This is a genomic window from Promicromonospora aerolata (genome assembly GCF_042682255.1).
Lineage (GTDB): Bacteria > Actinomycetota > Actinomycetes > Actinomycetales > Cellulomonadaceae > Promicromonospora > Promicromonospora aerolata.
Window position 1 is genome coordinate 924,501 of the sequence record NZ_JBHUHF010000001.1, and the last position, 14,062, is coordinate 938,562.

Below are 14,062 nucleotides of genomic sequence, written 5' to 3' on the forward strand. Positions count from 1 at the left end.
CTCTCCCGGCCGGCCGCGCAGGCCTGGCCGGGAGAGTCGTCCCGGGCTCCGGCTACGGGGTCGCCACCTCCAGGGTGAGGGCGAAGATCTTCAGCCGGGACTCGTCCGGCAGGGTCAGGGCGGTCACGGTCCGGGACGGGTCGAGCTCGTTGGCGCGGCCGTAGATGTGCACGGCCGGGCCGTCGCGCCCCACGCCGGCCCGCAGCCGGTACGGGGCCCGTACCGCCACGTGCTCGCCGCTCCCCGGACCCTGGGCCCAGTCGCTGAAGGCGAGCGAGACGGTCTCGGTGCCGCCGTCCGTGTACGTGACCGTGGCGGTCTCGTTCACCGAGCCGTTGCCGGCGGCCGCCAGCACGTGCAGGCGGTCCGACCTGAGGTCGGGCAGGTCGATCGTCTTCCCGTCCGCCACGACGGTGTTGTCGTCGCCGTCGGCGCCGCTCGGGAACGCGTACGCCATCCCTGCCAGCAGGGTGGTGCCGGCGTCCGGCAGGGTCTCCGCCGCATAGCTCCAGCCCAGCCCGTCGAAGTTGCCGTCGCGGTCGTCGGCCGCGCTGGCGACCGAGTCGTGGTCGTGGTCGAGGCCGACCGGGCAGACATCGTCGTCCTGTGCGCACCCGACGGCCACCAGCTCCAGCTCGGAGGTGGTGACGGCCCGCCCACCGCCTTCCACGGCGATCTCGAACCGGACGGTCCTGGTGCCGGGCTCGGCGTCGCCGGGCACCCGGACCGTGGGGCTGAGGTCGACCTGGGTCATCCGGCCCTCGCTCAGCACCTCGAACGGGGTCACCGTGCGGTCCCCGTCGACGACCGTGGTGAGGGTGCCCGTGGCAGTGCCGGGCTTCTGGACGACGGCCCGGACCTGGAAGCCGATCTCGGCGGGCCGTCCCGCGACGGCCACGGCGGACTGCGGGGAGCTCGCGACGCCGACCGAGCGCTCCACCGGTGCCGGCTCACCGGGCAGCACCTTGCCCGGCGTTCCGAGCCGGGACAGGTCGACGGCTCCGGCCATCGCCGCCAGACCCGCCTCGCCCGGGTGGAGGTGGTCGCCGCTGTCATAGCGCGGCAGCATCCGCTGGGGGTCGTCGGGATCGCGAATCGTCTCGTCGAAGTCGACCACCGCGTCGAGCTCGTCGGTGGTCCGGATCCAGTCGTTCACCGCCTGACGGGTGGCCTCCTGCTCGGGGCCGTAGCTGTACCAGCCCTTGAACGGGGTGATGGTCCCGCCGATCACGGTCAGCCCGGCGTCCCGGGCGTCGCGGGCGATCTGCCGGAGACCGGCGACGATCTTGTCCGGGTCGAGCTGGTGCGGCTGCTGCTGGATGTCGTTGATGCCCAGCAGCACGATGACGCTGCTGGCCCCGGCCCGCTGGAGCACGTCGCGGTCGACGCGCTCGGTCGCGCGCACCCCCGCGCCGTCCAGCAGCACCCGGTTCCCGCTGATGCCCGCGTTCAGCACGCCCATCCGGCCGAGGTCGCCGCCCTCGGCGCGGAGCCGCGCGGCGAGCACGTCCGGGTAGCGGCGGTTCCGGTCGCGCGCGGAGCCCACGCCGTCGGTGATCGAGTCCCCGAGGGTGACCACGGCGCCAGGGCTCTGCCCCGGCTCGACGTCGACCTCCGTCACGTAGTGCAGCGCGGTCGTGGTCTCGGTCAGGGCGCTCCCGTCGACGCTCGCCGCGTGGTCGGTGCCGTCGGTGGCGAAGTACGACGTCGCCAGACCCTCGGCGTGGTAGGTGACCGGCCCGGACGGCTCCGGGGTGAAGGTCGTGACGAAGAGGTCGGCGGCCGCGCCGAGACGCAGCGCGACCGGATCGCTGTAGAGCTCGGCCCCGGCGGGGATGGTGACCGCCGTGCTGCCGTCGAACGTCACGTCGCGCAGCGTGCCGTCCGCCACGGCGGCCGATCCGGGGAGCCGCTGGACGCCGACGGTGGTGTGCTCCACCAGCACGGGCTCGGTGCCGAACGCGTTGGACAGCTTCACGCGGACGCGATCGCCCCCGACGCTGGTGTGCACGAGGTTGCGGATGGTGAAGCCCGCGTACCCGTCGGTGCCGGTGCCACCGTTGGGGGCCGCCGACCAGGTGCCCACCCAGGTGGGCCGGTCGGCGGACGTCGGCGGGTCCTGGGCGAGCGCCGGGGGCGGGCCGCCGGGCCCGCCGACGACGAGGGCGGCCGCCGTGGCGAACGCTGTGACAAAGGTTGCGGTGAGGGAGGCGAGACGATTCGTCGATCTGCTGCTTCGGGGCACGCGGCACTCCTCTGGCCATGACATCGGTGTCAGTGTCGATGGACGGTACGGCGACGGTCGATCCGGCGTCAATGGTCGGTCCGGTGCGAGGTGGCACGGGCCGCGGACCTCGGGGAAGGCAGCGGAAGTCGCGGGCGTGACGAGCCCCGGCCGTGGCGCCAACCGTCGCAATTGAGGCCCTTTTAATGCGATATGTACTAAATGACTAAACGCACGTCTGCATGAATTTTCACGAAGTGGCGTTCTGCGATTGCCGACCACTGACCCGGTGGCTACTTTCGATGCAGCAGTTCACACCAGACCGGTTGCGGACCAGGTCACGGACTTGGGCATCGTGCCCGAGCGAGGACCACGGGTGTCCGAGCCAGGAGACCGGTCGAGACACGAGTAGGTGACTTGCGTGGCACTACCTCCACTCACACCCGAGCAGCGTGCGGCAGCACTCGAGAAGGCGGCCGAGGCGCGACGCGCGCGGGCAGAGATCAAGAACAAGCTCAAGTACTCGCAAGGCTCCCTCAAGGAGGTCATCGAGCAGGGGCAGCAGGACGACGTCGTGGGGAAGCTCAAGGTCGTCTCGCTGCTCGAGTCACTGCCGGGGGTCGGTAAGGTTAAGGCCAAGGCGATCATGGAAGAGATCGGGATCGCCGAGACCCGCCGCGTCCGAGGCCTCGGACCGCACCAGTCGGCGGCGCTCATCGAGAGGTTTGGCTGAGATCAGTACGACACAACCCGCACGGCTGACCGTGCTCGCAGGCCCCACGGCAGTGGGCAAGGGCACGGTCTCCGCTGATGTGCGGGACCGTTATCCGCAAGTCTGGCTGTCTGTGTCGGCGACCACCCGGTCGCCGCGTCCGGGCGAGGTGGACGGAGTGCACTACCTGTTCGTGTCACCGGAGGAGTTCGACCGCATGGTCGCCGCCGGGGAGATGCTCGAATGGGCCGTGGTGCACGGTCAGAACCGCTACGGAACGCCGCGTCGGCCGGTCGAGCAGAAGCTCGCCGCCGGAGTGCCCGTCCTCCTGGAGATCGACCTCCAGGGTGCGCGCCAGGTGCGTTCCGCGGTCACGACCTCGGGCCTGCAGGCCCGGTTCGTCTTCCTCGCGCCGCCGAGCTTCGACGAGTTGGTGCGCCGGCTCGTCGGCCGCGGCACGGAGGATTCCGAGGAGCGCGAGCGCCGGCTCGCCACCGCACGGGTCGAGCTCGCGGCGGAGGAGGAGTTCGACGTCACGATCGTGAACGACAACGTCCACCGCGCCACCGACGAGCTGGTCTCCGTCATGGGCGTGGGTTCCTCCACGCCCGTCGCCGGCTAGGGCGGGCGTCCCGCCCGATCACCGCCGAGCGACAGAGCAGGTAGACTCTTCCTTCGGACTTTCCCCCATCACCTCAGACTTCTGGAGCTTCATCATGGCCGGAACCGTCGCCGCCCCCGAGGGCATCACCGACCCGCCGATCGACGAGCTGCTCGAGCGCATCGACTCGAAGTACGGCCTCGTGCTGTACGCGTCCATGCGTGCCCGTCAGATCAACGCTTACTACTCGCAGCTCAACGAGGGCCTGCTGGAGAACGTGGGTCCGCTCGTCGAGACCCGCAACCAGGAGAAGCCGCTCTCCATCGCGATGCGCGAGATCACCCAGGGCCTCCTCACGATCGAGGAGGTCGACCCGGCGGAGGTCCAGGCGCAGGCCGACGCCGCCGCGGCCGCCAAGGCCGAGCAGCCGCTGCCCGAGTTCCCGGCCTGACCGGGGTTCGATCCGCGGTATCCGAGCTGCTGATGAGCATGCCGCCGAGCGTGCCGAAGGGCGACCATCGATGAGGATCCTCCTTGGTGTGAGCGGGGGGATCGCCGCGTACAAGGCGGTGCTCCTGCTGCGCCTCCTGCGTGAGCAGGGGCACGCCGTGCGGGTCGTGCCGACCCGTGCCGCGCTCGAGTTCGTGGGCGCGCCGACCTTCGAGGCGCTGTCGGGCGAGCCGGTCAGCACCGAGGTGTTCGACGACGTGCCCGGCGTCCAGCACGTGGCGCTGGGCAAGGGCGCCGACCTCGTGATCGTCGCACCGGCGACCGCGGACTTCATGGCGCGTGCCGTCGTCGGCCTCGCCGACGACCTGCTGACCACGACGCTGCTCGCCGCCCGCTGCCCGGTGGTGTTCGCCCCGGCGATGCACACCGAGATGTGGGACCACCCCGCGACCCGGGCCAACGTGGCCACCCTGCGCGAGCGGGGCGTGCACGTGATCGAGCCGGCGGCGGGCCGGCTGACCGGTGCGGACACGGGGCCGGGCCGGCTGCCCGACCCGGAGGACATCGCGCGCGAGGCGCTCGCCCTGGTCGGCACCGAGGTGGAGCCCGCCGGATCCCGGCCGGAGTCGCAGGACCTGGCCGGCCGCGACGTCGTCGTCTCCGCGGGCGGCACCAGGGAGCCGATCGACCCGGTCCGGTTCATCGGCAACCGGTCGAGCGGCCGGCAGGGTGTCGCGCTCGCTCAGGCGGCTGCCGCACGCGGTGCACACGTGACCCTGGTGGCGGCCAACCTCGCGCAGGACGTGACCGAGCAGGTGCGGACCGGCGAGCGGCCCTGCGCCGTCGTGCAGGTCGAGTCGACGGCACAGCTGCGCGACGCCGTGCGGGCCGCCGGTGCGGACGCCGACGTCGTGGTGATGGCCGCGGCAGTGGCGGACTTCCGTCCTGCCGCCACGCCGGACGCCAAGATCAAGAAGGTGCCGGGGCAGGGTCCCGCGCCGATCGAGCTGGTCGAGAACCCCGACATCCTGGCGGAGCTCGCCCGGGAACGGTTGCGGCCCGACCAGGTGGTGGTGGGCTTCGCCGCCGAGACGGGCGACGCCTCGGGGAGCGTCCTCGAGCACGGCCGCGCCAAGGCCCGGCGCAAGGGCGCTGACCTGATCGCGGTCAACGCCGTCGGCTCCGGTCGTGGTTTCGGCACGGACTCCAACGAGGTCACGGTCCTGGACGGTGCCGGCGACGTCGTCGGGCAGGCCTCCGGGTCGAAGCGCGCGGTGGCGGACGCCCTCTGGGACGCCGTCGTGAAGCTGCTGCCGTAGCCTTCGGCGGGGCCGTGATGCCCGTCTCACCTACCAGGATCGACTGTTCGCTGTGCGAGACCGTAGGCTGGTGCGCATGAGCGAGCTGCGTCTGTTCACGTCCGAGTCCGTGACAGAGGGTCATCCGGACAAGGTCTGTGATCAGATCAGTGATGCCATCCTCGACGCCCTGCTGGAGCAGGACCCGACGTCGCGGGTGGCGGTCGAGACCATGGTCACCACCGGGCTGGTGCACGTCGCCGGCGAGGTCACCACCGAGGCGTACGTCGAGATCCCGCAGATCGTGCGGGACGTGGTGCGCGGGATCGGCTACACGTCGTCGGCCATCGGGTTCGACGGCGACTCGTGCGGTGTGTCCGTGTCGATCGGCCAGCAGTCGCCCGACATCGCGCAGGGGGTCGACAAGGCCCTCGAGATGCGGGACGACACGAGCGGTCTCGATCCTCTCGACGCCCAGGGCGCGGGGGACCAGGGGCTCATGTTCGGCTACGCGTCGGACGAGACGCCGTCCCTGATGCCCGTCGCGGGCTGGCTGGCGCACCGGCTCTCGGAGCGGCTCGCCGCCGTGCGCAAGTCGGGTGAGCTGCTGGGCCTGCGCCCCGACGGCAAGACCCAGGTGACCGTGGGGTACGACGGCGACCGCCCCGTCGCGGTCGACACGGTGGTGCTCTCCACCCAGCACGACGCCGACGTCCAGCAGGAGAAGCTGCACGTGGAGGTGGCCGAGACCGTCATCGCTCCGGTGCTGGACGCCGCGGGCCTGGACTGGTCGGGCGCGCGGCAGTTCGTCAACCCGACGGGCAAGTTCGTCATCGGCGGGCCACAGGGCGACGCCGGCCTGACGGGCCGCAAGATCATCGTCGACACGTACGGCGGCATGGCGCGCCACGGCGGCGGGGCGTTCTCCGGCAAGGATCCGTCGAAGGTGGACCGGTCGGCCGCGTACGCGATGCGCTGGGTGGCCAAGAACGTGGTCGCGGCCGGGCTGGCGCGGCGCTGCGAGGCGCAGGTCGCCTATGCGATCGGCAAGGCGCACCCCGTGGGCCTCTACGTCGAGACGTTCGGCACCGAGACCGTGCCGGTCGAGCGGATCACCGCCGCGATCCGCGAGGTGTTCGACCTGCGCCCGGCCGCCATCGTGCGCGACCTCGCCCTCCTGCGGCCCATCTACCGTGCGACGTCGACCTACGGGCACTTCGGGCGGGACCTGCCGGACTTCACCTGGGAGCGCACGGACCGCGTCGAGGACCTGCTGAGCCTGTTCTGACGCCTGCCGGCACGCGCCCCGGGATGTCGGTGGCGCGTGGTGGGATAGGGGCGTGATCGGGGACGTGGACGAGGAGGCGGTGCAGGCGGTGTCGCCGGACGAGGCCGTGCCGGATGACGAGCTGCCTGACGGCGTGCTGCTCGGGCTGGACGAGGTGGGCGCGGCGCCCGCCCGTGGCCGCGGCAAGCACCCGCTCGACAAGGCCGAGACCAACGGCGTCCCCATCAGCGAGACGCTCCCGGTGGCGCGGGTCGTGCTCGACCTGCAGCCCGCGCACCTCGACCAGCCGTACGACTATCTGGTCCCGGCCGCGATGGCGCCGGAGGCCCTGCCCGGCGTCCGCATCAAGGCGCGGTTCGGGCGGCAGGACGTCGCCGGGTACGTCGTGGCGCGCCAGGAGACGTCGGACCACGACGGCCGGCTCGTGGCACTGCGCAAGGTGGTGTCCGGCGAGCAGGTGCTGACCCCGCAGGTGCTGGAGCTGTGTCGCGCCGTCGCCGACCGGTACTCGGGCACGCTCGCCGACGTGCTCCGCCTGGCCCTGCCGCCGCGGCACGCGCGGGTGGAGAAGGAGCCGGCGCCCGAGCAACCCGAGCAACCCGAGCAACCTACGGGGCCCGGCGCCGCCGCGCCGCCGCAGTCTTCCTCCTGGGCCCCGTACCGCGGGGGAGAGGCGTACCTCCGCCGCATCCAGGCGGGTGAGGCACCGCGGGCCGTCTGGTCGGCGCTGTCCGGCGTGGGTACGGACGGGAGCACGGCCGGTAGCGGCCGCACGGACCGGGACACGCCGCACTGGGCCGCCGCCGTCGCGCAGTCCGTGCGGGCGTGCACCGCCGGTGGGCGCGGGGCGCTCGTGGTCGTGCCGGACGCCCGGGACGTGGCACGGGTGACCACGGCGCTCGAGGGCGCCGGTATCGCCGCGGACGACGTCGTGCGGCTCCTCGCCGACGACGGGCCGGCACCCCGCTACCGGGCGTTCCTGCGGGTGCTGCGGGGCGCCGCACGCGTGGTGGTCGGCACCCGGGCGGCGATGTTCGCACCGGTCGCCCACCTCGGTCTGGTGGTCCTGTGGGGCGACGGCGAGGAGACCCTGGCGGAGCCCCACGCGCCGTACCCCCACGCCCGTGACGTACTGGCGCTGCGCGCCGACCGGGAGCACGCCGCGTTCCTGCTGGGTTCGCCCGGACGGACGGTGCAGGCGCAGGCGCTGCTCGCGTCGGGCTGGGCGCGCGAGCTGGCGGCCCCCCGGGACGTGGTGCGCGGCCGCGCACCACGGGTGCGGGCCCTGACGTCCGTGGAGCTCGCGCGGGACGGCGCCGCCGCGGCAGCCCGTCTGCCGTCCGCCGCCTGGAAGGCCGCGCGGGACGCCCTGGAGCACGGCCCCGTGCTGGTGCAGGTGCCACGGTCGGGCTACCTGCCCGTCGTGGCGTGCTCGCGGTGCCGCGTGGCGGCCCGCTGTGGGCACTGCCACGGTCCGCTGGGCCTGCCGCACGCCGACGGTGCACCGCAGTGCAGCTGGTGCGGGCGGCTCGCGGGCGGCTGGCACTGCGAGGAGTGCGGCTGGACGGGCCTGCGGTCGGTCCGCGTCGGGTCCGCGCGCACCGCCGAGGAGCTCGGGCGCGCGTTCGCGGGTGTGCCGGTGCGGCTGTCGTCCGCGTCCGCCCCGGGCGGGGTGCTCGACGCGGTCCCGGCCACGCCGGCGCTCGTCGTCGCGACGCCCGGTGCCGAGCCGGTCGCCGAGTCCGGGTACACCACGGCGCTCCTGCTCGACGCCGCCGTGATGACGGGCGGCACGGGCCTCGCCGCCGGCACGGAGGCGCTCCACCGCTGGCTGGCGGCCGCGTCCCTGGTGCGTCCCGGGCCGCACGGACAGGTGCTGCTCGTGGGCGACGGCGCACCGGGACCCACCCAGGCCCTGGTGCGCTGGGACCCCGCGGGCTTCGCGGCGCGTGAGCTGGACGAGCGGGCCGAGCTGCACCTGCCGCCCGCGGTCCGGGTCGCCGCCGTCACCGGGGACCGGACCGCGGTCGACGCCGTCGTCGCGCGCGTCGGGCTGCGCGAGGACCCGGGGACCGGTTCGGGTGTGCTCGGACCGGTCGAGGTCGACCTCGACGCCACGGGTCGCGGACCGGCCGGCCGGGGCGCCGGAGCGCCGTCGGGCGGCCGAGGAGGCGGCGCGGGCAGAGCCGCGGCACAGGCCCTGGACCTGCCCGTACGCACGGTGCTGCGCGTACCCCTTGCCCAGGGCGACGAGCTGGCACGTAGGCTCAAGGCGAGTCTTGCCGTCCGCTCCGCGCGTCGCGAGGGCGGCACCGTCCGTGTCCAGCTCGACCCCAAGGAGATGCTTTGACGACCAGCCCCGTGACCCCGCCCGCCCCGACGGACGGTCCGGCGATCGACACCGTCGTGTACGACTTCGGCAACGTGCTGGTCGGCTGGGACCCGTTCGGTCCCTACGAGGGCCGGCCGCGGGCCGAGGTCGAGGCGTTCTTCGAGGCCGTGGACTTCGGCTCGATCAACCACGCCGCCGACGCCGGCACGCCCTACGCCGTGCTGCTCGAGCGCGTGGAGCGCACGCGCCCCGACCTGGTCGACGACCTGCGCCGGTACGTGGAGCACTACGAGCTCTCGCTGACCGGGCCGATCGACGGGTCGGCGGAGCTGGTGGCCGAGCTCAAGGGTCTCGGGCTGCGGCTGTACGGGCTGACGAACTGGCAGGCCGAGACGTTCCACAGCGCCGAGCCCGCCGCGCCGGCGATCGGGCTGATGGAGGACGTCATCGTGTCCGGCCGCGAGGGCATGGCCAAGCCGGACCGCCGCATCTTCGAGCTCGTCGCCGAACGGTTCCGCGTGGACCCGGCCCGCGCCGTGTTCATCGACGACAAGGACGTGAACGTGGACGCGGCGCGCGGGGTCGGCTTCCACGGCGTGGTGTTCACGACCACCGCGGCCCTCCGCACGGACCTGCGCGCCCTGGGGCTTCCCGTCGCGGAGTAGCAGGGCTGCCGGGCATCAGTCCGTGCAGAGCTCCACGGTGCGTTCCTCCGCGGCCGCCGCCCGGAGATCCTCGAGCGTGCCGGCGTCGGTCTCCGGATGGTGGTCGGCGGCGTTGTTCGCCGCTATAGCGTCCGCGACGGGCCAGGTGATCGCGCCGTCGCCGTGCACGTCGCCCAGGAAGGCGCCGTCGAACCCGATGACCCACTCCGGCGGCGGCCAGGGCTCCGGACCCACGTGGTCCAGGAACAGGACCAGGTCGTCCAGCCCGAGGAGCTCCTCGGCCACCCGGTCGACGTCCGCACAGCCGTCGACGCCGACGTGCACCGTGACGGTGGCACCCTCGAGCATGGTGAGGTCGCCCAGCGCGTCGACCACCTCGTCGACGGCGAACGTCAGGTCGATCATCGCGCGGGCCGGGTGGTCCGGTTCGCCGGGCTCCCAGCCGGTGAACCGGCCGACGGCGGCCAGCTCGGAACCATGCCCGTCCCCAACCCCTTCACCGGTGTACGTGACCGACGGCAGTGCAGCGGTCACCGTCTCCGGGTACCAGGCGTAGTCCGCGGTCGGCGCGGACAGGGCGAGCACCTCGGCGAAGCCGGCCTCGCCCGCACGGTCCCCGGCACCGGTGCCGCAGCCACCAGCGCTCCCCGGATCGGCGGCGCACCCCGCCAGCAGGCCACCGGCGAGCAGCACGAGCACCGGTGGGACGAGCACCTGTGGGACGAGCACGGTCCGACGCATCATGGTCCTCCGACCGGGTACGCACTGCCAGCCGCTGACAGCGCTGCTACAGCGTCTCTGTGCCGAGGACCACGGCCCTTGCGCGCCGCCCGAGAACCCGCGTGCGGTGTGCCGAACTTAGACTGACCTGGTGCGTCTTCTCTTCGCAGGAACCCCCGAACCCGCCGTCGCCTCGCTGGAGGCTCTGATCGGCTCGCGCCACGAGGTCGTGGCCGTCCTGACCCGCGCCGACGCGCCGTCGGGCCGCGGCCGCAAGCTCACGCCGAGCCCCGTGCGCGCCCGCGCCGAGGAGGCCGGGATCCCCGTCATCACGGACGTCCCCCGCGGCGACGAGTTCATCGCCCGCCTGCGCGAGCTTGAGATCGACGCAGCCCCCGTCGTCGCCTACGGGCACATCCTGCGACCCGCGGTGCTGGACGTACCCCGCCTCGGCTGGATCAACCTGCACTTCTCCGTGCTGCCCGCCTGGCGCGGCGCCGCCCCCGTGCAGCGCGCCGTGATCGCCGGCGACGAGGTCACGGGCGCCACCACCTTCCTGCTCGACGAGGGCATGGACACCGGCCCCGTGCTCGGCACCGCCACCGAGACCATCCGCCCCACCGACACGTCCGGCGACCTCCTCGGCCGCCTCGCCGTCTCCGGCGCCGAGCTCCTCGTCGCCACCCTCGACGCCCTGGACGACGGCACCCTCCAGCCCCAGCCACAGCCCACCGACGGCGTCTCCGTCGCCCCCAAGCTCACCACCGACGACGCCCGCGTCGCCTGGACCGCACCGGCGCTCGCGGTCGACCGGCTGGTACGGGGGTGTACGCCCGCGCCCGGCGCGTGGACGGTGCTGCCGGACGGCTCCCGGCTGGGCCTCGGTCCCGTCGCGGTGCGCCAGGAGGTCACCGACCTGCGGCCCGGCGAGGTGCGCGCCCTGAAGCACGAGGTGCTGGTCGGGACGGCCACGCACGCCGTCGCGCTCGGGGACGTGCGACCCGTCGGGAAGAAGGCGATGCCCGCACCCGACTGGGCGCGCGGCGCAGGGCGTCCGCTGGTCGAGGCGGGCCTCGTGCTCGGCGGCTCCACGACGGGTGCGACGGAGGTCTCCGCATGAGCGGCTACGAGGGCGACCGCGGCAACGGCGGTTCGCACGAGGAGGGAGGCCGGGACGGCGGCTTCGACGACGGCCGGCGCAACGCCGCGGGGCGGCAGCGTTCCGCGTCCCGGTCCCGGGGTGGCGACCGCTCGCGCACGTCGCAGGCGCCGTCGGAGCGTCGTAAGCGCACCGACCCGGCCCGGATGGCCGCCTTCGACGTGCTGCGCGAGGTCGACGAGTCGGACGCGTACGCGAACCTCGTGCTGCCCCCGCTGCTACGCGAGCGGCACATCCGCGGGCGGGACGCTGGTTTCGCCACCGAGCTCACCTACGGCACGCTGCGCCTGCGCGGCCGGTACGACGCGATCCTGGCGACCTGCGTGGACCGCCCCCTGCCCGGGCTCGATCCGGCGCTGCTCGACGTGCTGCGCCTCGGCGCCCACCAGGTGCTCGGCATGCGGGTGCCCGTGCACGCGGCGGTCTCCGAGACGGTGGGTCTCGCGCGCAACCGCGTGGGCGCCGGGCCGGCGCAGATGGTGAACGCCGTGCTGCGCCGTGTATCACAGCGGTCGCTCGACGAGTGGCTCGCCGTGCTCACCGGGGAGGCGCCCGACGCCCTGTCCGGCCTCGCGGCGACCGAGTCCCACCCGATGTGGATCGCCCGCGCCCTGCGCGAGGCGCTGGCCGGCAACGGCCGCGACGTCGGCGAGATCGGTGACCTGCTGGCCGCGGACAACGCGTCGCCCCGCGTCACGCTGGTGGCACGGCCGGGTCTGGTCGACGTCGCCGACGAGGCCGCCTGGGGCGACGTCGACCTGGTCGCGGGCCGCTGGGCGCTCACCGCGCTGCGCCTGGAGGGCTCGGACCCGTCGGGCATCCCCGCGGTCCGCGAGGGCCTCGCCGGCGTGCAGGACGAGGGCTCACAGCTCGTGACCCTCGCCCTCGCCGACACACCGGTCGACGGTCGGGACGAGCGCTGGCTGGACCTGTGCGCCGGTCCTGGCGGCAAGGCAGCCCTGCTGGCGGCGCTGGCCGGACAGCGCGGCGCGACGCTGGTCGCCAACGAGGTGGCGCCGCACCGCGCCCGCCTGGTGGAGAAGACCCTCGCCGCGCTGCCCGACGGCGTGGTCGAGGAGGTCCGGACCGGGGACGGGCGCGAGGTCGGCGCCGACGAGCCGGGTGCGTACGACCGCGTGCTGGTCGACGCGCCGTGCACCGGGCTGGGCGCGCTGCGCCGTCGGCCGGAGAGCCGGTGGCGGCGGACGCCGGCGGACCTCGCCGCGCTCACCACGCTGCAGCGCGAGCTGCTCGCCTCGGCGCTGGACGCCGTGCGGCCCGGGGGAGTGGTGGCGTACGTGACGTGCTCCCCGCACCTCGCGGAGACGCAGCTCGTGGTCTCCGACGTCCTGAAGAAGCGCGACGACGTCGAGCGGCTCGACACGGCGGCCACCGTGCGGTCCGTCGTCCGGGCCGGTGGGGGCGACGACATCCCGCTGTCGGACCGTGACGACGTGCAGCTGTGGCCGCACGTGCACGGGACGGACGCGATGCACCTGACGCTGCTGCGGCGCACCGTGTGACTCCGAGCCAAGTCACAGTGCTGACGTCGGGTCACCGCGGCCGCCGACGTCCGAGCGCGCCGATGGCGGTCGGGACGGTCACGGCCGCTGTCGCCGAGAATGCGATGGAGACGCCGGCATGGACCCACGGCGGATAGTCTCCGCTGTCCGGTCCGGTCAACCGAGCGTTGGCCGGGTCGGCCGGCTCGTAGACCACCTCGACGGTGTCGCCCTCGTAGTACCCGCCACCCCGCACCGTGACCTCTGCACTACGCCTCGTGCCGTCCTGGATCGGGAACCGGACGTCGAGCCTGCCCGCGCCTTCCCAGATGCTCTTCACGACAACCGCCCGTTCGGAGACGCCGGACGTTCGCAGCGCTGCCGCCTCGCTGATGGCGCTCGCGGCGAGCAGGCCGGAGATCGCGGTGCCGAGAACGGGTGCGATGACCAGCAGGAGGACGATCTGGGACGTCTGCCACCCGGAAAGGAGATGTGGACGTGGTCCTGCAGGAGGGTCATCCTGCAGGACCACGCCTTCCGGCCGCCGCGCCCGTGCGCGCCGCCGGAAGAGCTCGCAGATCGCGACGAGCCCACGGAACAGCATGAGGAGGGCGAACAGGTCGAGGCCGGCGAAGACCAGAACCTGGCTGTCGATCAGCGGCTCGTCGACGGCGACGATCCGACCCGGGTCGCGGGCGTCGTACACGACGTCGATCCGACTGTTGAACGCGATGTCGCCCGGCCAGCGGTTGAGTGTCGCCTCGAAGTACGGTGGCTCGTCCGGTCGGACCACCACCGTGTCCCAGCCCCTGCGCACGTGGTCGTAGTCGACCACCCATGCGTTGACCTGCACCCCACGGTCCGCGAGGATCAGCCGATCTTGGATGTGCTCGAACGTGGCGTAGGCGGGAAACGCGGCGACGACGACGGCCACGCAGATCGTGAGCACGAGGCCTTTGGCACTGGATCTTCTGATCTGCCCTGTGCCGATTCGCACTATGGCCTGTCCCGCTGATCGGTCACACAGGGAGGTTAGTGCCCCGTACCGGCGTCGGACCAGCCCCCGGCACTCGTCTCCGCCGGGCGCCAGCGCACCCAGCACGGCGAGCAA

At 73.4% G+C, this 14,062-nt stretch carries 12 protein-coding genes; 9 read left to right on the top strand and 3 right to left on the bottom strand.

Translation table 11 applies throughout. The features are described from left to right. Nucleotides 1-52: 52 nt before the first annotated feature. Nucleotides 53-2,245 (bottom strand): SGNH/GDSL hydrolase family protein, encoded by a 2,193-nt coding sequence (locus ACFSL2_RS04180; RefSeq protein ID WP_377196633.1) that lies wholly within the window; start codon nucleotides 2,243-2,245, stop codon nucleotides 53-55. Nucleotides 2,246-2,645: 400 nt separating this feature from the next. Between ACFSL2_RS04180 and mihF the strand changes: the two genes are divergently transcribed. From mihF to ACFSL2_RS04215, 7 genes are all read left to right on the top strand, one after another. Further along, nucleotides 2,646-2,957 carry an integration host factor, actinobacterial type gene (gene mihF / locus ACFSL2_RS04185; RefSeq protein WP_377196634.1) on the top strand — a complete coding sequence of 104 codons (312 nt, stop codon included), beginning with the start codon at nucleotides 2,646-2,648 and terminating at the stop codon, nucleotides 2,955-2,957. 1 nt (nucleotide 2,958) lies between these two features. Next, nucleotides 2,959-3,558, top strand: a complete 600-nt coding sequence (gene gmk, locus ACFSL2_RS04190) for a guanylate kinase (protein ID WP_377200763.1) — start codon at nucleotides 2,959-2,961, stop codon at nucleotides 3,556-3,558. 94 nt (nucleotides 3,559-3,652) lie between these two features. Continuing rightward, nucleotides 3,653-3,988, top strand: a complete 336-nt coding sequence (rpoZ, locus tag ACFSL2_RS04195) for a DNA-directed RNA polymerase subunit omega (RefSeq protein WP_129788923.1) — start codon at nucleotides 3,653-3,655, stop codon at nucleotides 3,986-3,988. Between the two features lie 70 nt (nucleotides 3,989-4,058). Then, on the top strand, nucleotides 4,059-5,306 hold the full coding sequence (gene coaBC / locus ACFSL2_RS04200) for a bifunctional phosphopantothenoylcysteine decarboxylase/phosphopantothenate--cysteine ligase CoaBC (protein WP_377196635.1): 1,248 nt from the start codon (nucleotides 4,059-4,061) through the stop codon (nucleotides 5,304-5,306). 76 nt (nucleotides 5,307-5,382) lie between these two features. Beyond that, the gene (gene metK, locus ACFSL2_RS04205; protein ID WP_377196636.1) at nucleotides 5,383-6,573 is read left to right on the top strand and encodes a methionine adenosyltransferase; all 1,191 of its coding nucleotides are present in this window, start codon (nucleotides 5,383-5,385) and stop codon (nucleotides 6,571-6,573) included. Nucleotides 6,574-6,625: 52 nt separating this feature from the next. Then, entirely contained in the window at nucleotides 6,626-8,923 is a 2,298-nt protein-coding gene (locus tag ACFSL2_RS04210) for a primosomal protein N' (protein ID WP_377196637.1), read from the top strand. Next, nucleotides 8,920-9,570, top strand: coding sequence for an HAD family hydrolase (locus ACFSL2_RS04215; RefSeq protein WP_377196638.1), 651 nt, complete (start codon nucleotides 8,920-8,922; stop codon nucleotides 9,568-9,570). The genes ACFSL2_RS04210 and ACFSL2_RS04215 overlap by 4 nt, the downstream gene beginning before the upstream one ends. A 15-nt stretch (nucleotides 9,571-9,585) precedes the next feature. Here the strand turns inward: ACFSL2_RS04215 and ACFSL2_RS04220 are convergent, their stop codons facing one another. Beyond that, on the bottom strand, nucleotides 9,586-10,314 hold the full coding sequence (locus tag ACFSL2_RS04220; protein ID WP_377196639.1) for a hypothetical protein: 729 nt from the start codon (nucleotides 10,312-10,314) through the stop codon (nucleotides 9,586-9,588). Between the two features lie 127 nt (nucleotides 10,315-10,441). Here ACFSL2_RS04220 and fmt point away from each other — a divergent pair, with 127 nt between their 5' ends. Together fmt and ACFSL2_RS04230 are read left to right on the top strand one after the other, a co-directional pair. Next, a complete protein-coding gene (gene fmt / locus ACFSL2_RS04225; protein ID WP_377196640.1) occupies nucleotides 10,442-11,410 on the top strand; it encodes a methionyl-tRNA formyltransferase in 969 nt (322 codons plus the stop codon). Beyond that, on the top strand, nucleotides 11,407-12,972 hold the full coding sequence (locus tag ACFSL2_RS04230) for an RsmB/NOP family class I SAM-dependent RNA methyltransferase (RefSeq protein WP_377196641.1): 1,566 nt from the start codon (nucleotides 11,407-11,409) through the stop codon (nucleotides 12,970-12,972). Before fmt ends, ACFSL2_RS04230 begins: the two co-directional genes overlap by 4 nt. Nucleotides 12,973-13,003: 31 nt before the next feature. On the opposite strand, the gene ACFSL2_RS04235 is transcribed toward ACFSL2_RS04230, so the two are convergent. Then, nucleotides 13,004-13,900: a DUF3592 domain-containing protein gene (locus tag ACFSL2_RS04235; RefSeq protein WP_377196642.1), complete on the bottom strand. Its 897-nt coding sequence runs from the start codon at nucleotides 13,898-13,900 to the stop codon at nucleotides 13,004-13,006. Between the last annotated feature and the right edge of the window lie 162 nt (nucleotides 13,901-14,062).